We start from the raw sequence: 22,506 nt of genomic DNA, 5'->3' as shown, positions 1-22,506 counted from the left end.
GTGCTGCTCTATATAGTGTTCCGCGCAAATCTATTTCTGGAGGGAACGTAGTATGGAAATTGGTCGCAAGACGGAAACCTGGGGGTCCAAATTCGGCTTCATCATGGCCGCTGTTGGATCGTCGGTCGGACTCGGCAATTTCTGGCGCTTTCCCTATACAGCTGGCGAGAATGGCGGCGGCGCCTTCATTCTGATCTATCTGGCCTGCGTTGCCTTTATCGGTCTGCCGTTGCTGATGGCGGAATATGCGATGGGCCGTAAGTCTGGCATGTCGGCCATCGAAGGCGTTCAGTCGCTCGCCCGCGCCGAAAATCGATCGCTTAACTGGGGCATCGTCGGCTGGGTCGGCACGCTCACTGCGACCTTCATCCTCAGCTTCTATGTCGTTATTTCCTCTTGGCTGATAGCTTTCACGCTGCAGGCCGTGCAAGGCAAGTTCACCGGCATGGATGCGGCGGCGTCCGGCCAGAACTTCAATGACGTTATTGGCGTTGGTATGCATCCCATGACGTCGAAATGGTACATCCTGTTCCTGCTGGCGCTCTTCCTTGCTGCGAATGTCTGGATCGTTGGGCGCGGCGTAAAGGGCGGCATTGAACGAGCCGCAACCGTGCTGATGCCGGCCTTCTTTATTATGCTGGTCGTCGTCGTTGGCTTTGCGCTCGCCAATGGCGACGCTGGTGCCGCAGCCAAGTTTCTTCTAACGCCGAAATGGGAAGACGTCGGTTTCAACACCTTCCTGGAAGCGATTGGCCAAGCCTTCTTCTCGATTGGTATCGGCGTTGGCCTGATGATTACGTACGGGGCGTATCTTTCCCGTGACACGAATATTCCGCAATCTTCCGGGATTGTGGCTGGATCCGATACGTTGGTCGCTCTGATCGCAGGCTTTGCCATCTTCCCGATCGTCTTTGCGGCCGGTCTCGACCCTGCCGGTGGCCCGAGCCTCTTCTTCGTGTCCATGCCGGTTGCCTTCGGATCTATTCCGGGCGGCGCGATCATGGCGGTCGTATTCTTCGGCCTTGCGCTCTTCGCCGCCTTCACATCCTCGATCTCGCTGATGGAAGTGTCCGTCTCGTGGCTGGAGGAACGTCAGGGCGTGACGCGTTTCGGCGCTTCAATCGGTATCGGGGTGATCCTGTTCCTGGTTGGCTCTGCTTATGTGTTTGGCCCTGACTATCTGGACTTCATGGACTTCGTGACCGGCAACATCCTCTTGCCGCTTGGCGGGCTTCTGGCCGTGATCTTTGCCGGCTGGATCCTGTCACGTGACATGATGGCGACCGAGATTGGCGAAGGCACGATCATGAATGTCTGGCGTTTCCTGCTGCGCTGGCCTGTGCCAGCCTTCCTCGCCTTCATTCTAATCTTCGGCTTCTTCGACAAGATCCAGCAACAATACAATGTTCAGCTGCCCGGCTTCATGACGAGCTTCCTTGGCCCGAACAATGAGCTGCCGGCCGAATAGGCCGAGCATCATTACCCAAAGACAAAAGGCGCCCGATGCGGCGCCTTTTTCATATCTAGTGAAAGTCAGCGAAGCGATGCGGCTTCGATTGACTGCCCAGTCTGGGCCGTCAGGACAGCGTTAGTCGGCCCGCAGCCGGTCTCTGAGCTCGGCGTAGGGTGCTGCGTCTTCCGGGTGGCCAAGCTGGTTATATAGCTCGACGAGATTATTGGCGGTCTCGGCCCGCTGTTGATCAGGCAGGCTTTCATCCAGAGCGAGCGGCTTCAACAGGTTGATGGCGCTTTTATAATCTTGCAGTTCGACAAAGGTTGCCGCGCGCAATCTGCGCACTGTGTCACGCTCAAAGCAATTAAGATCAGAGCCCCAGAGGTCTTCTGTCAGATCAAGAACCCTTTGAGGGTCATCGCCTTGAATGAGCGCGGTCTCGGCTTCCAGATAGATGTCGCCATTGGCAGAGGTGAAGTGGGTCTTGGTGCAGGGAGAAGCCTGCGCGCCAAGAGAGGTCATCACTGCAAGTCCTAAACCTACGACGAGTTTCATCTAAATCCCTCTAATTTTGATATACTATTACATATCTCAATTAGGAGGGTTTATACGCCCGCTGACTTAGCGCATGATTAAGAATTGAAGCGAAATTAGCCAAATTTCTTGGCAAAGGTCCGCGTCGCGCTGATGAGCTGGTCGATAATGCCATTGTCGAGACTGGAGTGACCAGCATCCGGCACAATGTGCAATTTCGCATCCGGCCATGCCTTGGTCAGCGCCCAGGCCGTCCCGATCGGCGTCACGACATCATAGCGGCCGTGCACGATAATGCCGGGCATGCCCTGAAGCTTCTCGGCGGCCTGTTTCAGTAGCCAGCCATCTTCGGGGAAAAAGCCCTTATTGACGAAGTAGTGGCACTCGATCCGCGCAAAGGCGTCGGCAAATTCGTTTTCCTCGAACTTCGCAGGCCGCGAGGACGGACCCTTGATGGAGATCGTCTCGCCTTCCCAGCAGGCCCAGGCCTTGGCCGCCGCCTTGCGGGCCTTGCGGTCGTCGCCGACGAGGCGCTTGTGGAAGGCGTGAAGCAGGTCACCGCGCTCCTCTTCCGGGATCGGTTCGACATAGCGGTCATAAGCGTCCGGGAAAATGCGGCTGGCACCATCTTGATAGAACCACTGAATTTCGGCTTCCGTAATGAGGAAGATGCCGCGCAGGATCAGTCCGTGCACATGTTCGGTATGGGTCACCGCATAGGACAGGGCTAGCGTCGAGCCCCACGAGCCGCCAAAGACGACCCATTTGTCGATGCCCAGCATCTCGCGAATTTTTTCCATGTCATCGACGAGGGCCCAGGTGTCATTGCCCTCAAGCTCTGAATGCGGGGTTGAGCGTCCGCAGCCGCGCTGATCGAACAGAATGATCCTGTAGAGTTCCGGATCGAAGAAGCGGCGCATTTCGGGGCTCGATCCGCCGCCGGGGCCACCATGGACGGCGATGACGGGAAGGCCGTCCGGGTTGCCTGATTCTTCCCAATAGATCTCATGAAGATCGGAAACGCGCAGTCGGCCTGAGCGCCGTGCATCAATGGGTGGATAAAGTTTCAACATAGGGTGACCTTGCGGGAGGCATGTTCAGATTTAGTTCAAGTGATTGTGGCATAAGGGACTGGACGCAAAATTTCCAATCTGCAATTGTCGCAACTGTTAACGAATGAGACCGAGGCGGGTCGAAATTAAACGATGACAAAAATTTTCTGCTGTTTGGCGCTTCTGATGCTATCTGGCTGTGCGACTGTGTCCATGGTGTCAGAGCAGGCAATTGTGGAAACAACCGCAACGGCCGAACAATCTGAAATGCGCAAGACAGCTGCGGAATTTGAGACCCTGGCAGAGACAGAAGGCTGGGTTGGCGAGTCACGCGGCCTGGCCGGGATCGCCTCGATGCTGTTCGGCAGCAAGTCCGACAACTCCGAACCCACACCTGTTTCCTATTCAGAGCGCGTGACCAAGGACGCCAAAGCGCAGGCCGTTTATCAGACGATTGCCAGCGATGCGCGCCGCGCCACTCAAGAGCTGTCGGCCTTGCAGGCTGTGGCTGACGATGTGCTGGCCACTGGGATTGTTGATCGGGCCGATCTGATGAGCTTTGAGGGCGCGCTGGTCACGGCGCAGAAATCCTATCGCAGCTTTGCCGAAGCAACGGGGCGCGTAGAGGCGGATAACAAATCCGGTGCAGCGCTGGCTGATGCGGCGCTGAAAGACTTTGCGGCGGCGATAGATACGGCCCGAAAGTCAGCTGACACGATGGCCGACGTTTACGCAGATGAAAGCGCTAATAGCGCGCTGACCAGCTAGGCGTCTAGCTAGCTACGACAAGGCCTACGGGGCCAAGTCAGCAAACCACGCATCCATAAGAATGGTCACCAATTCCTCCGTGCGATTGCGCACGTCTTCAGGTGTCCAGGTATTGCGATGGCGCAAATCCTCGGTCAGCGAAAACACACGGACACCGTCTGCGAAGAAGAGTTTCTTTTTCTGGCGGAAATCCTTGCGGTCGGCGGCGTGATTGACGTGCTGCGGCACGATCACGAAGTTGCCGAGCGTCTCCGACAGGTCCCTCTGGACTGAACCTGCCGGCCACGTGGTATTCCAGAAGGAGTCTTCCGGCACCGCCTTTGGCAGAACGTGCTCCACCGTAGCGTCGTCCTCCGGGCGCACCGTCTCTCCGCCTTCCAGAGCTGCATTCAGGCGAAGGCATATGGCGCGTCTTTGCGCAAAATTGCCAAAGCGCCCAACCATGCGGTCGCGGATCTTTTTCTGATCTTCGCGTGAAAAATAGAACGGACCGCCGCGGCCATAGAGCGGTTTCTTGTCGAGGATGGCCTTGGTCAGGCGTGAATACATTTTCTGACGCGCGCTACTGCTCGTGGCATGCAGCATCATGCAATAGCCAAACCGCTCCAATAGCTGGAAGAATTTCGCTGCGCCTTCTCCGTCATCTGGGTGATGATAGAGGTAGGCGAGGGCAGGGACTTTCCAGAGCTGGTGGTCCAGCAGCCTCAGATGGTTCAGCGGCGTGCGGACCTGGTCTGTATGCGCGCCGAAGTCGGGATCACCGCGCAGGATGATGCGATAGGCTTCGACGTAGCGCGGCATCACCTCGTCGAGAAAGGTCTTCGCATCGACCGTCGACAGCACGGATTTGGCAAACTCGCTTGAGACCTTGCCGCGGGCGCTCCGCGAATGGATCTGGCGAATATAGTTCAACAATTCATCCAGCCCGTTTCCGCCGAGCGTCGATTCATGGTCCAGCCAGGCGCGGGAATAGACGCTGGCCTCTTCCTCGTCGAAATCAGCTTTCTGCAGGATTTCAGTCTTCACGATATCGTGGCTGTTGGGCGCCTTGCCGCGCGTATTGAGCACGCGAAACACATCATACCCGCCATCCCAGTCCGGCACGCTGACGCGCACGAGCACCACGCGCTCGCGGATCGTCTCGAACAGGCTGCGGCGTTCCTCCACCGAGAAGGATTTCAGATATTTCTCGATAAAGCGAAGATTGGACTCCATCCGGTTGTGGTTGGAGCTCTCATCGGTCTCGATATCACGGCGCAGCGTGGCGCCTTCTGTCTGGATAGCTTCGCGGAAATAGGGGTTGTCGATATGGTTCAGGGTCAGCCGCCACGCGTCCGATTTCCCAAGGAAAGCGCGGTCTGGATCGCCCAGCATGGCGTGGCCGAGCGCCTGCAATCTGGGATCGGTTTCCATGTCCCGCAGGACGGCGATGATCATCGACAGGGTTGTCAGGCGCTGCTGGCCATCGACAACCAGGAAGGTCCCGTCTGCCATTTTGACCAGCACCACGGCGCCGATGAAATGGACCTTCTTGCCCCGCGCGGCCAATTGAAGGTCGCCCAGCAGATCACGGACTTCGCCTGTCTCCCAGGCATAGCTGCGTTGATAGGGAGGCATGCGCAATTCGGTGCCCGGCGCCAAAATGTCCGACAGGCTGCATTCGCGCGCGCGGATCGCTGACTCCATTGAACTCCCCGAAATTCTCTCTAGACGTGAATCTTTATCGATAGCGGTCTGAGGCGTGAGTTAATACTCCTGATGCGCTTTGAAGCAAAAAATATTTCTAGAACAGGTTGAGCGGTATGAAATGGGCAAACGTAGAAGTGGATGGCCAGGTCTGGAGCGCCCTGATTGAGGATGGTCAGGCGTGTCTTCTTGAAGAAGGCTGCCTTAGCCGCACGCTGGGTGATCTGGCCGGCGCGGAAGACAAGGCGCGGTCCGGCCGCCGCGTGAAACTGGAAGATGTTCGTTACCTGCCGCCGGTCATTCGGCCGGGGAAAATTCTTGCCATCGGTCTGAACTATGCCGCGCACGTGGCTGAAAGCGTCAGCTTCATCTCGAACGATGCCCCCGAAGTCCAAAAATGGTTCAACAAGCAGACAACGGCCACAAATGCGCACGGCGCTGACGTGCATCTGCCAAAAGTCTCATCGCAGCTCGACTATGAGGCAGAGCTGGTTGTCATCATCGGCAAACGCGCGCGCCACGTCCCGCCAGACCGTGCCATGGAGATCATTGCCGGTTTTGCCTGCGGCTGTGACTATTCGGTACGTGACTGGCAGAAAGCGAGCCCGACCATGATCATGGGCAAGGGCTTCGATACCCATGCCCCCTTCGGACCCTATCTGGTGACGCCAGACGAGGTCGGCGAATTGGACGGGCTCGGCATACGCGCCTATGTCAATGATGACCTTCGCCAGGAGGCGACGCTCGGCCAGATGATCCACACCATCGGAAACCAGATCGCGCATTTGACGTCGGCCTTCACGCTTGAGCCTGGCGACGTCATCTTTACCGGGACGCCGGCTGGCGTCGGGGCAGGGCGAACGCCGCCTGCGTGGCTGAAGGTCGGAGACCGCGTCCGCATCGAGATTGACCGTGTCGGCACGCTCGAAAATCGGGTTGTGGCTGAACCCGGTGACACGCGGATCGGTTAGACCGCGATGAAGCCTGCCTGCCTCGCCGGATTGTTTGCCCTCGCTCTCGCTGCATGTGATGGCGCGGGCCCCGGCGAAACGCAGCTGCCTGCGGCGCCAGAGCCAGCCTCGAGCCCCCGACCAGATGTCAGGCCTGCTGATTTCGCGCTCATTCCCTGCAGCCATGAAGAGTCCACAATCTGTCTGCTCGTCCTTGCCGGTGGCAAGCGGCTTCTTTTCGGCACACCGGCCGGAACGGCGGATAATTTGACCAGCGATGACCTTGCCTTGCTGGATGCGGTGTTCCTTGTGTCCCTCAGGCCCGATGATGTCGAAGGGCTCGACGAGGTGCGCAATCGCAGCTGGCGGGCCGGGCGGCCGGATGTGCTTGCCGTGACCGGGCCGGAAGGCTCGCAAGGCCTGATTGATGGGCTGAATGCTGCTTATGAGATTTCAGATGCGCTCTCCTTTGTTGAGGACGGCGCCCCGGCCGGCGGGTTTGACGCAGCCCTTCTGTCGGTTGGGACCGAGATCAATCGGGATACTCTGGTCTTTGATACGGGCGACCTGAAAGTTCGCGGCATCTCGCAAGGGACGGGCCGCGTTACCTATCGCGTCATTTACCGCGATATTGCCGAGACCTGGCATGAGCTGGTCATCCGGCCCTGCCGCGCCCCTGAGATTGCGCCAAGCCGGTTTGACACAAGCGCCGAAAACCAGACCAGCATCGGCTGCAAGGATCTTGACCTGTCGCAGGCCTGGCCAATGAAGGACGCGCTGTTTTTGGTTAAAACAAGCCCCTGAAAAGCATCGGGGTCCCGCTTTGCAGCAGGACCCCGGTCTCCCCCGAGACGCCCCCGTCCGGCCAAATAGGCCGCGGACATTCAGGCATTTGGGCTTGCCCTATGAACAGCTGGTCAGGCATCAAAGTCAAATGACAATCAACAGGCTTGGCCAATCTATATTAAACCTGTGTCATGTTTGCCACGCCGGAACGAGGTGCATCTTGGTGCATTGGCATTCTGGACAAATCAGTCCTTAAACTACCAATTCGTTAACAATTGACCGCTATCTGTTAACGTTAAGCGACGACGGGGCCTCCTAAGACTCATGACCGGCATACTCTTTCTATTCTATATCGCTTTTGGTGGTGCACTGGGCTTCGGACTGGTGTCCTATGGCGGTCTCAGCATCCCCATTTCGATCGCACTCGGCGCCGTCACGACAGCCCTTCTAGGGCAGTTTCATCTTCTGTTTTCGCAGGTCATCGGGTCGGTAGAGAGCGATCAACGGCTCGAAAATCTGGAAATTGCACAGAAATCTACGCGTGAGCGGATGGATATTGTCGAGGACAGAGCCGGCGCGATCGAGATTTCCCTGAAGCAGGAACTGACCGAACGCCGCGACGCGCTCGTCAGCGAGATGCGCCAGCTGGAAGGTCTGATCGACCGTCTCGCCAAGAGCTTCGAATCCCGTCTCGCCGCGGAAAAAGCCCCTGAGGTCGAAGTTGATCCGCAGGAAAATGGTATGCTGCGCGCGGTTCGCTCTGCGCTTCAGGATGGCCGCGTTGATCTTCACCTGCAGCCCATCGTTTCTCTGCCACAGCGCCGTGTGGCCTTTTATGAAGGCTTCACGCGCCTTCGCAATGAAGATGGCTCTCTGATCCTTCCGGCAGACTTCATGGAAGCGGCGCGCCGCGCCCGTCTGCTGGGCGTTATCGACAACATGCTTCTGTTCCGCTGCGTCCAGATCGTGCGCCGTCTGTCCGAACGTGACCGCCGCGTTGGCGTCTTCTGCAATATCTCGCCGAACTCGCTGACCGACCCGCAATTCTTCCCGCACTTCCTGGAATTCATGAATGAGAACCGCGACCTTTGCGGCGCGCTCATCTTTGAGATTCCGGCGGATCGTTTCGAGAACCGCTCGCGTGAGCTGCGTGATGCGATGGAAAAGCTGACCGCGCTCGGCTTCCGCTTCTCCATCGATCACGCCACAGACCTCCACCTCGATCTGCAGCGCCTTCAGGCCGCCGGCGTCCGCTTCGTGAAAATGAAGGGCGGCGACCTCATCGATCAGCTTAAGGACCCGGCCGGACCGCGTCCGATTTCCAATGTCCAGCGCAAGATCACTGGCGAGGAAGTGTCCGCCGTCTGCTCACGCTTTGCGGTGACCCTCATCGCAGAGAAGGTGGAAGAGGAAGTCAGCGTCGTGGAAGTGCTCGAATATGGCATTCCTTACGGCCAGGGGAATATCTTCGGCGCGCCCAAGCCGATCAAATCGTCCCTCATGCAGGAAACTGCGCCACCAGCCGAGTTCGTCGCCCGGCTGACAGCTTTCGGCTAGGCGCACCTGGCCTCCCGCACATCATGACGTCGTTGACCGCTATGGAAGCTGTGACTACTGAGCGGCCATGACAAAACCCAAGCTCCTTTCAGGGCTGCGCGACGTCGCGGCTCAATACGACACCATCCTGTGCGACGTCTGGGGCGTGATCCACAATGGACGCAGCGCCTTCGACGAGGCCTGCGATGCGCTGACCGCGTTTCGCGGCTCCGGCAAGCCCGTCATCCTGATCACCAATGCGCCTGTCCCCAAACGTCAGGTCATCTCCTATTTTGAACCCCTTGGTGTGCCCGCTGTCTGCTTTGACGATTGCGTGTCGTCCGGCGATGCCACTCGCGCTGAACTTTCCCGGCGCAAGCATGAGAAGATCTGGCGCATGGGGATCGATAGTGGCTGGGAGCGCGACCAGTTTCTCTATCAGGGCCTTGGCCTGAACTTCGTTGAGCCAGACCAAGCCGAAACCATGTTGTGCGTTGGCCTGGAAGATCAGGAAAAAGACCATCCTGAAGATTATCGCAGCGCCCTGCGCGATGGGGCTCGCCGCGGTATTCCAATGATCTGTGCCAATCCCGACATCAAGGTCCGCATCGGCGACAAGCTTGTCTGGTGCGCGGGCGCACTGGCGCAGATTTACGAGGAAGAGGGCGGCCAGGTCATCTATCCCGGAAAACCGCATGACGCGATTTACCGCCTCGCCATCGCGAAGGCCGAAGCGCTTCGCGGGGACGCGCCCGAGAAGGTGCTCTGCATCGGTGATAGCCCGGCGACAGACATGGTCGGCGCAGCCGCGCAAGGCTTCGATTCGCTGTACGTTGGCACCGGCCTCGCCGAGCATGGTGACAATTTCGCAGGCGAGCTGGAAGCGTTGCTCGATTCCTACGGTACACGCGCCAATTGGGCGATGCCCGCCTTAAAGTGGTGACGCCGCTACCTTCGCATTGTAACACAAACATAATTGAAACTTCGGAGACCCGCACATGACCGCGAAGGACGGCTATCGTTTTGAAGAACTGAGCGTCGGCATGGCCCACGAGACGCATCACACCATCACAGAGGAAGACATCGTTCTCTTCGCGAAAGTGTCAGGTGACTACAACCCGATCCATATGGATGAGGAGTATGCAAAGGAAACCGCATTCGGCCAGCGCATCGCGCATGGCGCGCTGACGGCCAGCTATATCTCCGGTATTCTTGGCAACAATCTGCCGGGGCCGGGCGCCATCTTCACCCATCTTGAAATGCGCTTTCGTCGGCCCGTCCTGATTGGCGATACGGTGACGGCGCGTGCCGAAATCATAGAGCTTATCGAACGCGGTAATCGCGCCACGCTCAAGATCGTCTGCTCGGTTGATGGCAAGCCTGTGGTTTCTGGAGAAGCCAAGGTGATGGTGCCACCGCGGGAGGATTAATGGCGGTTTACGCCGACTATCGCGATCTGCCTGATAGCGCGCGCGGCTTTTCCGTGGCGCTTGGCAATTTTGACGGCGTGCACGCCGGTCACCGCGCCGTTATCGACGCGGCGCGCGGCATGGACGCGCCGTTGGGGATCGCCACGTTCGAGCCGCCACCGCGCGCCTATTTCCGTCCCAATGATCCACCGTTTCGCATCTATCGGCCAGAACGGCGCAATGCTAGGCTGAAGGAAGTCGGCGCCGAGGCTGTGTTCGAGCTGCCCTTCAATGGCGCGATGGCCAGCATGACGGACGAGGAATTCTGCCGCCGCGTGCTTTCAGAAGGGCTGGGCGTCAAACATGTCGCCGTTGGCTTCGATTTCCGCTTTGGGCGCGGGCGGATGGGCGATGCGTCCCGTCTCTCTTCGCTCGGGCGTTCGCTCGGCTTTGATGTGACCGTCGTTGAGAAGGTTGAAAGCCTCGATGTCGGGAAAGCCTCATCCACGGCCATTCGCGAAGCCTTGATTGCGGGCGAGCCGCAAAAGGCCGCCAGCATGCTAGGCCATGAATGGGTCGCCGATGGCCTGGTCGAGCACGGCGAGAAACGTGGCCGCACGATCGGGTTCCCGACCGCCAATATCCATCTTGGAAACCTCATCCATCCGCGCCAGGGCGTCTATGCGGTCCGCGCACGGATCAACCGGAAGGGGGACTGGCTGGCCGGCGTCGCGAATTTCGGGCGCACGCCGACAACAGGCCTCAGGGACCCGTTGATGGAAACCTTCATTTTCGACTTCGATGAGGACATTTACGGCCAATTCATCGAAGTGGCCCTGTACCATTTTCTAAGACCGGAAGCCCATTTCAAATCCGTTGAAGAGATGGTCGTGCAGATGAAGAAAGACAGCGAAACCGCCCGGGCGCTGCTCGGCGAGGGCTGATTGTATTGGGGGTGACATTCTGCAGAAATTTTGCAGAATGTGCCGTCTTAATAGGGGGCTAATATGAAATTCACATCAATCGCTGTCGCTGCTCTGGCATTAGCAATGCCCGCATTTGCGCAGTCCGATGATCAGATCACTTATGTGACAGAGGACAGTCTCGCTGAGTTTGCCGAAGGCCAGGGCCATGAAATTCTTGGCTATGGCGAAGCTGGGGCGATCTCCGTGCGCGCCGAAACCGAGGATGGGACAGTCTACTATCTCACCGGCACCGCCTGCAATGAAGGCAAGTGCGCCGGCGTCAATATGAGTGCACGTTTCGAGGCCAACGATCTGGTTACCATGGACCGGGTCAATCAAGCGAATTTGAACTATGCGGCCGTCAGCGTCTGGCGCCTCGACAACACGTACGGCATTTCGCGCTATGTCATTCTCGACGGCGGCATGAGCGAAGAAAACCTGCAGATCAACTTCGACAATTTCATCGCCATCGTGCCGATGGTCGTCGTTATGTTCGACGAATAGAAGCCTGCTTCAGCCCGCCCGCGCGAGCGCTGAAGGGCGCTCACTTTGGCTGCGTGACAAGCTGGACGTTCGCGCTACTATCGCGCGTTCAGCAACCTGCAGGTATGTAAATGAAAATCGCATTTGCCCTGGCCGGCGCGGCCATGTTCGCCACAACTGCTACGGCGCAGGCGGACAATATTATCCGGTCGGTCAACATAGATGATCTTGAAGCGCTCGCCCTTCAGGCGGGTCATCAGGTGATTGGCTTCGGTGAACTTGGCGACATTTCTGTTCACGCACGCACGCCCTCGGATATCGATTACTACATGACCGGCACGGCCTGCGAAGCCGGTTCGTGCCAGGGGATTAATTTCTCGGCGCGCTATGCCGCCGACGACACGGTGACGCTTCAAAAGGTCAATCAGAGCAATGTTCAGCGCGCGGCGGTCAATGTCTGGCTGATGAACGGCACGACGCTTGGCATCTCCCGCTATGTCATTCTCGACGGCGGCATGACCGAAGAAAACATTGTCTTCAATCGCGACAATTTTCTCGCCATCGTGCCAGAGGTTCTCGACATGTTTGTCGAGGGGGCAGGCTAGTTACTGCGCGCGTGATGACATTGGCGGGAGGCTCTGCTAGTGCCTCGGCCCATGATAATGAACCTGGGTATCAACACCTTCATTCGAATTAGCCGCCCGGCAGCGCGCTGAACGTCATGGCGACGGACAGTGCGAGGCCGGGGTTTTGCTATTTTCCGTATTTCACGCCCACAGCTAGTTCGAGACTGATCAGACCAAGATGACCGACGATACAAAGACCAACGCGAGCGACTATCGCGACACGCTATTCCTGCCCAAAACCGAGTTTCCGATGAGAGGCGGCCTGCCCAAGGCTGAGCCGAAATGGATCGAGCGCTGGGATGAGATGAAGCTCTATGAGCGCATGCGGGCCGACGCAAAGGCACGCGGCGCCAAGCCCTTCATCCTGCATGATGGCCCGCCTTACGCCAACGGACCGATCCATCTCGGCACCGCGATGAACAAGATCCTCAAGGACCTTGTCGTGCGCGGCCACCAGATGCTCGGCTATGACGCCTCCTACATCCCCGGCTGGGATTGCCACGGCCTGCCGATCGAATGGAAGGTGGAGGAAGAATTCCGCGCCAAGGGCCGCGGCAAGGATGATGTGCCGGGCGACGAGTTTCGTGCCGCCTGCCGCGCCTATGCCGCCAAGTGGATCGAGGTGCAAAAGCAAGGCTTCCGCCGCTGTGGCGTCGAGGGCGAATGGGACAATCCCTACCTCACCATGAACTTCGAGTCCGAAGCTGCGACCGTGCGCGAATTCCTGAACGTCGCCATGTCCGGCCGCCTCGTACGCGGCTCCAAGCCGATCATGTGGAGCCCGGTGGAGCGCACCGCGCTCGCCGAAGCAGAAGTGGAATATTACGACCGCAAGGTACCGGTGATCTGGGTGAAGTTCCCGGTGCAGGGCGAAGACTTTTCGGTTGTCATCTGGACGACCACGCCGTGGACGATCCCGGCCAACCAGGCTGTCAGCTTCAATCCATCGATCGATTACGGCCTCTATGAAGTCGAAACCGTGATGAGCGAGGAAGAACTAGGCTTCGCACCGTTCGCTGCGCCCGGTGACAAATACGTGCTGGCAGATGCGCTCGCGCAGGGCGTCATGGACAGCGCGAAGGTGTCGTCTTTCAAACGGGTCGCCGATATTGATCCAAAGGGCTGGACGCTGAGCCACCCGCTGAACGACCTCTCCGACTTCTACAAGCACGACATCCCAATGCTCGCCGGCGACCACGTCACCGACGATGCGGGTACGGGCTTTGTGCACACCGCGCCCGCCCATGGCGAGGACGACTTCCTCGTCTGGATCGCCAATGGCTACAAGGCATCCGACATCCGTGACATCGTCAATCAGGACGGCGCCTACGAGCATGACGACCTGCCGGAAGAGCTCAAAGGCCTCGATATCATCCGCACCTCGGGCAAGAAGCGCGGCGAGCAGGGCAAGGCGAACCCGGAAGTCATGCGCCTGCTGACCGAGAGCGGAAACCTCCTCTCGCGCGGCGTGACGATGATCCGCGATGCGCACTCCTGGCGCTCCAAGGCCCCGGTGATCCGCCGGGCGACGCCGCAATGGTTCATCGCCATGGACAAGCTGGCGTCTGACGGCACCGCGCCGCTGCGCGATCTCGCGCTCAGCGCGCTGGAAGACACCGCTTTCGTGCCGCCGCAGCTTCGTAACCGGATCACCTCCATGGTCGCCGACCGGCCAGACTGGCTCATCTCGCGCCAACGCAATTGGGGCGTGCCGATCACGCTTCTGGTCAGCCCGGACGGTGAGCCGCACACGGTCGCTCTGCCGGAAGACAAGGCGCTCGAAGTCAACAAACGCATCCTTGATGCCATTGCCGCCGAGGGCGTCGAAGCCTGGTTCTCCGCTGATGCAGCGAAGTTCCTCGACGGGATCGCAGATCCGGCAGGCTGGGAAAAGGTCAACGACGTGCTCGACGTCTGGTTCGACAGCGGCACGACGCACGCCTTCACTCTGCGCGACCGTGGCATCATCAACGAGAAGACCGGCCAGGCCGATGTCTATCTCGAAGGCTCCGACCAGCATCGCGGCTGGTTCCAGTCCTCGCTGCTGGAGAATTGCGCGACCCGCGGTAGGGCGCCCTACAAGACCGTCATCACCCACGGCTTCATCGTGGACTCCGAAGGCAAGAAAATGTCGAAGTCGCTCGGCAACACGGTCGAGCCGCAAAAGGTCGCTGACCAGTTCGGCATTGAAATCTTGCGTCTCTGGACGGCCAGCTCGGACTTCACAGAAGACCTCCGCATCTCTGACGATATCCTGAAGACGAATGCTGAGAGCTATCGGCGCCTGCGCAACACGCTGCGCTATCTACTCGGCGCGCTGGACGGCTATAGCGAAGATGAAGCGGTGCCGCGCGACGAGATGCCGGGCCTCGAAAAATGGGTCCTGCACCGTCTCGCCGAAAGCGATGCGCTCGTGCGTAAATCCTATGCGGCCTTCGACTTCAAACGCGTCATGTCCGCCATGCTGAACTTCTGCGGCGTGGACCTCTCGGCGATCTATTTCGATATCCGCAAGGACAGCCTCTACTGCGACGCGCCATCAGATATCCGCCGCCGCGCCACGCGCACGGTGATGAGCCTCGTGCTGGAGCGTCTCCTGGCCTGGCTCGCGCCGATCATGCCCTTCACGACCGAAGAAGCTTTCCTGATGAGCCATTTCGCGGGCAAGGCCGACAGCGTGCACCTGCTGACCTTCCCTGAAACGCCTCTAGGCTGGCTCGACCCGTCGCTGGCGGCCCGCTGGGAGAAAATCTTCAAGGTCCGCCGCGTGGTCAATGCTGCAATTGAGCCGCTCAGGGTACAAGGTAAAATTCGATCCTCCCTAGAAGCATCGGTTGAAGTTTACATCGCAGATGAGGACACGCTGAGAGCATTCGAGGGTGAATCGGCCAAGGACATCTTCATCACCTCACACGCACATCTGATCATGAGCCCGGCGCCTGCAGGTTCTTACGTTCACCCGGAAGTGGATGGTATTGGTGTCATTCCAACACATGTTCCTGATGGCTGGATCAAATGCGCGCGCAGCTGGAAGTATTTTGACCCGGCCACGGCAGATCCGGCCTTCCCGGATATCACGCCGCGCGACGCTGCGGCTGTGCGTGAGATAAGGGGCGCAGCATGACAGACGCTGTATCCCGGCGCTGGGTCTGGTTTGCGCTGATCGCAGGTGTGGTCATCGCTGACCAGATTTCAAAATGGATCATCCTGTCGACGCCATCCCTGAATGGCCTTAACTGCCTCGACCCGATGATCCGCTGCGGACGGATCGAGCTATCGTCCGTCTTTGACCTTTCTATGCTGTGGAACCGGGGCATCAGCTTCGGCACGCTGCAGTCAGATGGCTTCATGCGCTGGTTCCTGGTCGCGATGACGACATGCATCGCGCTCGGCTTTGGCTACTGGCTGCTACGGGCCCAGCGCTGGCTGACGGCGCTGTCGCTGGCCCTTGTCATTGGCGGGGCGATTGGAAACCTGATTGACCGGGTCCGCTTCGGCGCCGTGGTCGATTTTCTTGATTTCTCGGGCCCATGGTTTGGCGCGATGATCGGCAAATTCCCGGTCGGTTTTCCCTGGGTCTTCAATATTGCGGACGCCGCGATTACTGTCGGAGCGGTCTTGCTGTTTCTCGACCAGTTTTTAATGTCGCGCTCAGGCGCCGTTGAAGATAAGACGGGCTGAACAGGATTCGAAGAAGATGAGGACGCCGATGAGACATGCTTTCCTGACGACGCTGGCGATGGGGGCGATCCTTGCGACCGGTGGATGTTCGCTGTTTGGAAATGGTGGCGGCTCTCCAGGGCCAGATGAGTTCCGGGTTGTAACGAAGGCGCCGCTTTCCGTGCCGCCTGAGTACAGCCTGCGTCCGCCAGAAGCCGGCACGACCGTCCCGGCTGAAGCTGATCCGAACCGCGCGCCTGTCGCAACGGCCTTCGGCACCACGGTTGGGGCAGATGCAAGCGCCGCAGAGAGAGCGCTGGTCGCCGCAGCGGGTGCGAACGCGACGAACCCGGCCATCCGCTCCATCGTCGACTATGAAGAGTCCGGCGTCGTCCGCAAGGCGCGCGACGATGCCAACGAGATCATCGCCTATAGCGGCGGCAGCGTCACGGCTGACAACGCGACCGGCGACGAACAAGTCACCATTGCACGTGGTAGCGGCGAACGGATCAAACTGCCCGGAACCTGAGGCAACGCCATAACCAACGCATAGACCCTTACACTTCATTGGAGACAGTACATGAAGTCATTCATACTGGGGGGGCTCGCAACGTTCGGTTTAAGCGCAGGCCTCGCTGTTGCTGACACAGCTGAGGCTGAGTGGGCACCCACGATCTTCGAACTCGACAATGGCATGGAAGTCGTCGTCCTGCCGGATCATCGCGCACCCGTCGTGACGCATATGGTCTGGTACAAGGTCGGCGCGGTCGATGAAGACCCGGGCAAATCCGGTATCGCCCACCTCTTTGAGCATGTGATGTTCAAGGAAACCGACGATATCGGCCCTGAAGAATTCACCACTATCGTTCAGCGCAATGGTGGTCAGCTCAACGCTTTCACCAGCTGGGACTACACCGCCTATTATGAGCGCGTTGCCAAGACGCAGCTTGAAAAGATGATGGAGCTCGAAGCCGAGCGGATGACGGATCTCATCATCAATGATGATCCCGATGGCCCGTTCATTTCAGAGCGTGACGTCGTCAAGGAAGAGCGCCGCCAGCGGATCGATAACAATCCAGGCGTTATCCTGCAGGAGCAGGTGATGTCCGCGCTCTATCAGGACCACCCCTACAACATCACCGTCATCGGCAAGATGGACGAAGTCGCTGCCCTGACCCCTGAAGACGGCCTCGCTTTCTACAAGAAGTGGTACACGCCGGCAGACTCAATTCTCGTCGTTGCTGGCGACGTGACCCCGGAAGAGGTCCGCACGCTGGCCGAGAAGACGTATGGCCAGATCGAGGTCACCGAGACAGAGGCCCCGACACGCGGCTGGACAGATGTCGAGCCGCTGGCTGAAACAGAGACCATCACCCATAGCGACCCGAAGGTCCGTCAGCCTGAATGGCAGCGCTGGTATCTCTCGACGTCCTACACGCAAGACAAGTCTTTTGCCTACGCGCTCGACGTCGCGCTCGATGTTCTTGGCGGTGGTCGCACCAGCCGCCTTTATCAGGCGCTGGTCGAAGACCAGAAGATCGCGCTGGATGCCTCTGCGGGGGCCTGGTTGTCACTGCACGACACAGCGCCCGCCGTCCTTTCTGCGTCCCCGTCTGAAGGTGTCAGCCTGGACGAGCTTGAGGCCGCCTATATCGCCGTTCTTGATGACGTGCTCGCAAACGGCTTCACCGAGGAAGAGGTCGAACGGTCGCGTAATTCGCTCGCCGCGTCGTCCATCTATGACCGTGACAGTCAGTCCGGCATGGCGAACCTCTATGGCAGCACACTGGCCATTGGCGGCACGGTCGAGGATGTCATGAACTATCCAGACGATATTCGCGCCATCACCCGCGAAGACGCGATTGACGCCCTTCGCCGCGTCTTTGGTGAAGACAAGAACTATATCGAAGCGCACCTGCTTCCCGAGGAGGCCAGCTAAATGAAACGTTCTGCAAGACTTACTGTTTCAGCGGCCTTTGCCGCCTCCGCTTTCGCGCTGGTGGCCTGTCAGTCAGCGCCCAGTGAGACAATTGTTACCGAAACGGTGGAAGCCGTTGAGCCCGAAGCGGCCGCACTTGAGGTGACCGTCCATGAAGGCGACTTTGCCACCATCCAGCAATTCACCACGCCGGGCGGCATTTCTGTCTGGCTGGTCGAGGAGCCATCGATCCCGATCATGGCGCTTCGCATGGCCTGGGAGACCGGAGCAGCCACTGATCCGGCAGGCCTTGAAGGCCTGACCGACGCGATGGTCTACCACATGAATGAGGGCGCCGGCGATCTCGACTCGCTCGCCTTTGCGACCCGTATGGAAGAGCTGAATATGGGCTTCTCCTGCGGCGCCGATGACGAAACCACTTATTGCTCGGCCAATATGCTGACCGACAATGCCGATGAGGCGATGGACCTTGTCGCGCTCGCCATAAACGAGCCACGCTTCGATGCTGACCCGTTCGAGCGGTTTCGCCGCGAGGAACTTATCTCGCTGAAGACGCGTGAGACCAGTGCCGGCTTCCTCGCCGCACGCGCCCGCAGTCAGGCGCTGATGCCGAACCATCCATTCTCACGCATGAAGAGCGAAGCCAGCATCAACGCCCTGACGCCGGAACTCGCGCTTCAGCGCAAGGACGTGGTCATGGTGAAAGATGGCCTCTACGTCACAGCCGTTGGCGCCATGTCACCCGAAGAACTGGCCCCGTTGCTCGATGCCGCGCTCGCCGACCTGCCGGAAAGCTCGGTTGTCGACAGCATCGAAGACGTTGCGCTCAACGATCCGCTGCCAGCCCCCGTCGTTGTTGACCTGCCACAGCCGCAAAGCCTCGTCACATTCGCCGCGCCAGCCATGGCCCGCGATGACGAAGATTTCTTCACAGCCTATGTGCTGAACTACACCTTCGGTGGCGGCGGCTTTGAAAGCCGTCTGATGAAGGATCTGCGCGTTGATAAGGGCCTGACCTACGGCGTCTACACAGGCATTTCGACAGGCGACCATCTCAATCTCTGGACCGGTAGTGGCCAGACCAAGAATGAGAGCGCCGGAGACTTCATCGACGGGGTCAAGCAGAATATGGAGCAGATCGTCGCCGATGGCGTGACGCCCGAAGAGCTGTCGGACGCGAAAGCCTATATCATGGGCTCTTACCCGCTCTCCTTCGACAGCAACTCAAAGATCGCGTCCAATCTGATGAGTGTGCGTCTGCAGGATCTCGGTGTCGATTATTTCGATCGCCGGAACGCCATGGTCGATGCTGTGACGCTTGAAGACGTCAACCGCGTCGCCGCGACCTATCTGAAGCCTGAAAACTTCACCTTCATTGTGGTCGGTGAACCTGCCGGGATCGATGAAACCTCGACCCTGACAGTCAGCGACCGCGATGAGATCGACCTCGATGAGGCTGGCAATATGGAAGAAAGCCAGTCTGATGAGACCGATGATGTCGAGACCTCCGGGGCCGATACTGAGGGCTGATCCAAGCGTCAGAAACACAAGATCAAGAGAGGCGGTCGCAAGGCCGCCTTTTCTTTGTGTGGCGCAGAGGCACAGCACGGCATTGCCCGGTGCCAATGGGGCGCCAAGCCTGATACAATCTGGTGATCATGCCTGATTCTGCACGCCTTCCAGACCGGCCGGTCATCCGCCAGCTTCCGCCCGACGCCGTTAACCGCATCGCCGCTGGCGAAGTCGTCGAACGGCCTGCGGCGGCCGTGAAAGAACTGGTCGAGAACGCTATCGATGCGGGCGCAAAGTCCATCTCCATTTCCATTGAAGATGGCGGCCTGAAGCGCATCACAGTTGAAGATGATGGCTGCGGCATGTCGGGCGATGATATGCTAATGGCGCTTGAGCGGCATGCCACTTCGAAGCTCGCGCCGGGCCTCGATGGCATGATCGATCTGCTCAACATCCAGACGATGGGTTTTCGTGGCGAGGCATTGCCCTCCATTGCCAGCGTGTCGCGCATGACGCTGACCTCGAAAGCTGCCGGCGATGACGCTGCCGCCGAGGTGTTTGTCGAAGCGGGCCGCGTCGAAGGCCCCAAACCTGCCGCCTGGACCGGACGCAGTGAGAGCGGCACGCGGATCGAGGTGCGTGACCTCTTCCATGCCACACCCGCGCGCCTCAAATTCATGAAGTCCGAGCGCGCCGAGACCATGGCCGTCACCGACGCTGTAAAGCGCCTTGCCATGGCGAACGCCACAATCAGCTTCTCGCTCGAAAGCAATGGCCGCTCCACCTTCCGCTATAGCGCCCATAGCGCGACGCCGGAGGGGGACCTTGAACGGCTCGGGTCCATCATGGGCCGCGAGTTCCGTGACAACGCCATCCCGATCGAGTCCGAGCGTGAAGGCGTAACGCTGAGCGGCTTTGCCGGCCTGCCGACGCTCAATCGTGGCAATGCGCAATACCAGTTCCTGTTCGTGAACGGCCGCCCGGTAAAAGACCGCATGCTGACAGGTGTCATTCGCGCGGCCTATCAGGATTTCCTTGCGCGGGACCGTCATCCCATGGCGGCGCTGTTCGTTGACTGTGACCCGGAGCTGGTCGACGTCAATGTACACCCGGCCAAAACTGAGGTTCGCTTCCGTGATCCGGGCAATGTGCGGGGGTTGATCATTGGCTCGCTACGCCATGCGCTCGCCGCAGCCGGTCACCGCGCCAGCACGACCGTTGCGGGATATGCGCTCGGCCGTATGCAGGGCGAGGGGCAGAAGGACCAGCCGCTGCCTCAGCCATCGGTCTGGGACCGCTCGAGCCTCTTCCGCGACAGCCACGGCTCCGCGCCGCGTCCCGTACAGCAACACCAGCCTTATGCGCCTGCGCCCATGCCGGGCGTGGCCGAAGGTGGCGAGCGCTACGACGCGCCGTCCGTGCGCATGGAAGAGCAATCCGCTCAGCCCATCCCGTCCGACTTCCCGCTCGGCGTTGCCCGCGCACAGCTGCACGAGACCTATATCGTCGCCCAGACGCGCGACGGCATCGTTATCGTTGACCAGCACGCCGCGCATGAGCGCCTCGTCTATGAGCAGATGAAGCGCCAGATGGAAGGCGAGGGCGTCAAACGCCAGGCGCTTCTCATCCCCGAGATTGTCGAGCTTGGCGAAGATGAAGCCAGCCGCGTGATCGACCGCGCCGAGGAACTCGCCGAAATGGGCCTTGAGATCGAGGCTTTCGGGGCAGGGGCGATTTGCGTGCGCGCGACGCCTGCTTTGTTTGGCAATATGGATGCTGCCGGCCTCATCAAGGACCTCGCCGACGACTTTGCCGAATATGAGGAAGGCCTCGCCCTCAAGGAGCGGTTTGAGGATGTGATGGGCAATATGGCCTGCTCTGGCGGCGCTGTTCGGGCCGGGCGCCGTCTCAATTCAGATGAGATGAACGCACTGCTCCGCCAGATGGAAGCAACGCCTTATTCCGGCCAGTGCAACCATGGTCGCCCAACCTATGTTGAGCTCAAACTCGCCGACGTCGAGCGCCTGTTCGGGCGGCGTTAAGTGGATATCCACGCCATCATCTTCGATTGCGATGGTGTTCTGATCGATTCCGAACGCATCATTGTCGATACGCACCTGCAGGTGCTCGGTGAATTGGGGCTCGTCTATCCGCGCGATGTTCACATCAGCCGCTTTATGGGCATCCATAACCGTGACTATCACGCCGCCCTGGCTGCGGATGCAAAGGCGCGTGGCATAGATTGGCCCGAGGACGTCCCGGCCCGGTTAAGGTCGCGCACCTGGGCCCGGTACAAAACGGAGCTGCAGCCGACTGAAGGTGTGGCCGCTTTTGCCGAACGCCTGTCTTGTCCAATGGCTGTGGCGTCTTCCAGTGAGACCGAGTCCCTCAACACAAAGCTGAGAATGACGGGCCTCCATGGCCTTTTCAGCCCGCATATCTATTCCGGCGATCTTGTCGATCATGGAAAGCCCGCGCCGGACCTGTTTCTTTACGCAGCCCGCCAGCTCGGCACGGATCCCGCGCGCTGTCTGGTCATTGAAGACAGTCCGAATGGCGTGAAAGCCGGACGCGCAGCGGGAATGACGGTGGTTGGATTTACAGGCGGCGGGCACGTCGATGCGGGACTTGAGGCCCGGCTGGGTGAAGCTGGAGCGCATATGATGGCGGCATCGTTCAAAGACTTGGGCGCACGGCTCGCCCGTCGCTAGTAGGCGCCGCTCAGCCGACCTGCCGCACAATGTCTGGCGTGCATGTGCCTTCGAGAATGCGTTTGCGTTCGAGCCTGACGGTTTCACCGGTCGCCGGGCGGTCCGTCAGATCATCAAAGCTGACATAGAGATGGCCTTCGGGCGTATCGACCACGACGCCGTGTTCAACCTGCTCAACCACCTTCGCCTCAACGATTGAGGTTTCATAGCGGCAAGGACCGCCGACCATCTGCATCGGATTTAGATTGCAAGCGCCCAAACCGGCCAGTGCGGCCAGGCCCATCATAGATTTGAACACAGTATCCCCTTCGTCCCACACAAGGTCTTCCTTGAAAGGATTGCAATCATTGGCCAGGCGAGCAAGTCAAAACTGAAACGCGCCATGGGTGTGTGCGAACTTGCCGAGCTGGTCTAAGGTGCCTGCAAGCTGGTGTTT

General features: G+C 59.3%; 21 protein-coding genes. 17 read left to right on the top strand and 4 right to left on the bottom strand.

All coding sequences use genetic code 11. The features are described from left to right. Positions 1–52 precede the first annotated feature (52 nt). Complete coding sequence (locus B8783_RS02485) at positions 53–1,468, top strand: sodium-dependent transporter (RefSeq protein WP_084418187.1); 1,416 nt, start codon at positions 53–55, stop codon at positions 1,466–1,468. A gap of 120 nt (positions 1,469–1,588) precedes the next feature. Here B8783_RS02485 and B8783_RS02480 read toward each other — a convergent pair whose 3' ends face one another. Continuing rightward, positions 1,589–2,008: a hypothetical protein gene (locus B8783_RS02480; RefSeq protein WP_139792217.1), complete on the bottom strand. Its 420-nt coding sequence runs from the start codon at positions 2,006–2,008 to the stop codon at positions 1,589–1,591. A gap of 95 nt (positions 2,009–2,103) precedes the next feature. Beyond that, complete coding sequence (pip, locus tag B8783_RS02475; protein WP_084418185.1) at positions 2,104–3,060, bottom strand: prolyl aminopeptidase; 957 nt, start codon at positions 3,058–3,060, stop codon at positions 2,104–2,106. A 132-nt stretch (positions 3,061–3,192) separates the two neighbouring features. On the opposite strand from pip, the gene B8783_RS02470 reads away from it, so the two are divergent. Further along, the gene (locus B8783_RS02470; protein WP_084418184.1) at positions 3,193–3,807 is read left to right on the top strand and encodes a hypothetical protein; all 615 of its coding nucleotides are present in this window, start codon (positions 3,193–3,195) and stop codon (positions 3,805–3,807) included. A gap of 24 nt (positions 3,808–3,831) precedes the next feature. On the opposite strand, the gene B8783_RS02465 is transcribed toward B8783_RS02470, so the two are convergent. Next, positions 3,832–5,493, bottom strand: coding sequence for a DUF262 domain-containing protein (locus B8783_RS02465; protein WP_084418183.1), 1,662 nt, complete (start codon positions 5,491–5,493; stop codon positions 3,832–3,834). A 116-nt stretch (positions 5,494–5,609) separates the two neighbouring features. Here B8783_RS02465 and B8783_RS02460 point away from each other — a divergent pair, with 116 nt between their 5' ends. The 15 genes from B8783_RS02460 to B8783_RS02390 all read left to right on the top strand — a co-directional run bounded on the left by B8783_RS02460 (position 5,610) and on the right by B8783_RS02390 (position 22,070). Next, positions 5,610–6,464 carry a fumarylacetoacetate hydrolase family protein gene (locus tag B8783_RS02460; protein ID WP_084418182.1) on the top strand — a complete coding sequence of 285 codons (855 nt, stop codon included), beginning with the start codon at positions 5,610–5,612 and terminating at the stop codon, positions 6,462–6,464. Between the two features lie 6 nt (positions 6,465–6,470). Then, the gene (locus tag B8783_RS02455) at positions 6,471–7,247 is read left to right on the top strand and encodes an MBL fold metallo-hydrolase (RefSeq protein ID WP_084418181.1); all 777 of its coding nucleotides are present in this window, start codon (positions 6,471–6,473) and stop codon (positions 7,245–7,247) included. Positions 7,248–7,553: 306 nt separating this feature from the next. Then, the gene (locus B8783_RS02450; RefSeq protein ID WP_084418180.1) at positions 7,554–8,786 is read left to right on the top strand and encodes an EAL domain-containing protein; all 1,233 of its coding nucleotides are present in this window, start codon (positions 7,554–7,556) and stop codon (positions 8,784–8,786) included. Between the two features lie 67 nt (positions 8,787–8,853). Next, the gene (locus B8783_RS02445) at positions 8,854–9,708 is read left to right on the top strand and encodes a TIGR01459 family HAD-type hydrolase (RefSeq protein WP_084418179.1); all 855 of its coding nucleotides are present in this window, start codon (positions 8,854–8,856) and stop codon (positions 9,706–9,708) included. 55 nt (positions 9,709–9,763) lie between these two features. Continuing rightward, positions 9,764–10,195, top strand: coding sequence for a MaoC family dehydratase (locus tag B8783_RS02440; protein WP_084418178.1), 432 nt, complete (start codon positions 9,764–9,766; stop codon positions 10,193–10,195). After that, entirely contained in the window at positions 10,195–11,118 is a 924-nt protein-coding gene (gene ribF, locus B8783_RS02435) for a riboflavin biosynthesis protein RibF (RefSeq protein WP_084418177.1), read from the top strand. The genes B8783_RS02440 and ribF overlap by 1 nt, the downstream gene beginning before the upstream one ends. Positions 11,119–11,181: 63 nt before the next feature. Further along, positions 11,182–11,643, top strand: a complete 462-nt coding sequence (locus B8783_RS02430; RefSeq protein ID WP_084418176.1) for a YbjN domain-containing protein — start codon at positions 11,182–11,184, stop codon at positions 11,641–11,643. A 110-nt stretch (positions 11,644–11,753) separates the two neighbouring features. Further along, positions 11,754–12,227, top strand: a complete 474-nt coding sequence (locus B8783_RS02425) for a YbjN domain-containing protein (RefSeq protein WP_084418175.1) — start codon at positions 11,754–11,756, stop codon at positions 12,225–12,227. Between the two features lie 199 nt (positions 12,228–12,426). Then, a complete protein-coding gene (gene ileS, locus B8783_RS02420; RefSeq protein ID WP_084418174.1) occupies positions 12,427–15,372 on the top strand; it encodes an isoleucine--tRNA ligase in 2,946 nt (981 codons plus the stop codon). Next, positions 15,369–15,929: a signal peptidase II gene (gene lspA, locus B8783_RS02415; RefSeq protein ID WP_084418173.1), complete on the top strand. Its 561-nt coding sequence runs from the start codon at positions 15,369–15,371 to the stop codon at positions 15,927–15,929. Before ileS ends, lspA begins: the two co-directional genes overlap by 4 nt. Before the next feature lie 28 nt (positions 15,930–15,957). After that, positions 15,958–16,437 (top strand): DUF3035 domain-containing protein, encoded by a 480-nt coding sequence (locus tag B8783_RS02410; RefSeq protein WP_169711678.1) that lies wholly within the window; start codon positions 15,958–15,960, stop codon positions 16,435–16,437. A 51-nt stretch (positions 16,438–16,488) separates the two neighbouring features. Further along, a complete protein-coding gene (locus B8783_RS02405) occupies positions 16,489–17,847 on the top strand; it encodes a M16 family metallopeptidase (protein WP_084418171.1) in 1,359 nt (452 codons plus the stop codon). Beyond that, positions 17,848–19,377: a M16 family metallopeptidase gene (locus B8783_RS02400; protein WP_084418170.1), complete on the top strand. Its 1,530-nt coding sequence runs from the start codon at positions 17,848–17,850 to the stop codon at positions 19,375–19,377. Positions 19,378–19,505: 128 nt separating this feature from the next. Next, positions 19,506–21,401, top strand: coding sequence for a DNA mismatch repair endonuclease MutL (mutL, locus tag B8783_RS02395; protein WP_084418169.1), 1,896 nt, complete (start codon positions 19,506–19,508; stop codon positions 21,399–21,401). Beyond that, positions 21,402–22,070: an HAD family hydrolase gene (locus B8783_RS02390; protein WP_084418168.1), complete on the top strand. Its 669-nt coding sequence runs from the start codon at positions 21,402–21,404 to the stop codon at positions 22,068–22,070. It begins immediately after the preceding gene. Between the two features lie 10 nt (positions 22,071–22,080). Here B8783_RS02390 and B8783_RS02385 read toward each other — a convergent pair whose 3' ends face one another. Further along, positions 22,081–22,368 (bottom strand): hypothetical protein, encoded by a 288-nt coding sequence (locus B8783_RS02385; RefSeq protein ID WP_139792216.1) that lies wholly within the window; start codon positions 22,366–22,368, stop codon positions 22,081–22,083. Positions 22,369–22,506 lie beyond the last annotated feature (138 nt).

The organism is Henriciella litoralis (assembly GCF_002088935.1).
Classification (GTDB): Bacteria; Pseudomonadota; Alphaproteobacteria; order Caulobacterales; family Hyphomonadaceae; genus Henriciella; species Henriciella litoralis.
Note: the sequence above shows the minus strand (reverse complement) of the source record. Positions and strands in the feature narration are given on the sequence as shown.

Bases quoted from the DNA above. Each gene is read 5' to 3' on its own strand.
- B8783_RS02485 (WP_084418187.1), top strand. From the start codon at position 53: ATGGAAATTGGTCGCAAGACGGAAACCTGGGGGTCCAAATTCGGCTTC.
- B8783_RS02480 (WP_139792217.1), bottom strand. From the start codon at position 2,008: ATGAAACTCGTCGTAGGTTTAGGACTTGCAGTGATGACCTCTCTTGGC.
- pip (WP_084418185.1), bottom strand. From the start codon at position 3,060: ATGTTGAAACTTTATCCACCCATTGATGCACGGCGCTCAGGCCGACTG.
- B8783_RS02470 (WP_084418184.1), top strand. From the start codon at position 3,193: ATGACAAAAATTTTCTGCTGTTTGGCGCTTCTGATGCTATCTGGCTGT.
- B8783_RS02465 (WP_084418183.1), bottom strand. From the start codon at position 5,493: ATGGAGTCAGCGATCCGCGCGCGCGAATGCAGCCTGTCGGACATTTTG.
- B8783_RS02460 (WP_084418182.1), top strand. From the start codon at position 5,610: ATGAAATGGGCAAACGTAGAAGTGGATGGCCAGGTCTGGAGCGCCCTG.
- B8783_RS02455 (WP_084418181.1), top strand. From the start codon at position 6,471: ATGAAGCCTGCCTGCCTCGCCGGATTGTTTGCCCTCGCTCTCGCTGCA.
- B8783_RS02450 (WP_084418180.1), top strand. From the start codon at position 7,554: ATGACCGGCATACTCTTTCTATTCTATATCGCTTTTGGTGGTGCACTG.
- B8783_RS02445 (WP_084418179.1), top strand. From the start codon at position 8,854: ATGACAAAACCCAAGCTCCTTTCAGGGCTGCGCGACGTCGCGGCTCAA.
- B8783_RS02440 (WP_084418178.1), top strand. From the start codon at position 9,764: ATGACCGCGAAGGACGGCTATCGTTTTGAAGAACTGAGCGTCGGCATG.
- ribF (WP_084418177.1), top strand. From the start codon at position 10,195: ATGGCGGTTTACGCCGACTATCGCGATCTGCCTGATAGCGCGCGCGGC.
- B8783_RS02430 (WP_084418176.1), top strand. From the start codon at position 11,182: ATGAAATTCACATCAATCGCTGTCGCTGCTCTGGCATTAGCAATGCCC.
- B8783_RS02425 (WP_084418175.1), top strand. From the start codon at position 11,754: ATGAAAATCGCATTTGCCCTGGCCGGCGCGGCCATGTTCGCCACAACT.
- ileS (WP_084418174.1), top strand. From the start codon at position 12,427: ATGACCGACGATACAAAGACCAACGCGAGCGACTATCGCGACACGCTA.
- lspA (WP_084418173.1), top strand. From the start codon at position 15,369: ATGACAGACGCTGTATCCCGGCGCTGGGTCTGGTTTGCGCTGATCGCA.
- B8783_RS02410 (WP_169711678.1), top strand. From the start codon at position 15,958: ATGAGACATGCTTTCCTGACGACGCTGGCGATGGGGGCGATCCTTGCG.
- B8783_RS02405 (WP_084418171.1), top strand. From the start codon at position 16,489: ATGAAGTCATTCATACTGGGGGGGCTCGCAACGTTCGGTTTAAGCGCA.
- B8783_RS02400 (WP_084418170.1), top strand. From the start codon at position 17,848: ATGAAACGTTCTGCAAGACTTACTGTTTCAGCGGCCTTTGCCGCCTCC.
- mutL (WP_084418169.1), top strand. From the start codon at position 19,506: ATGCCTGATTCTGCACGCCTTCCAGACCGGCCGGTCATCCGCCAGCTT.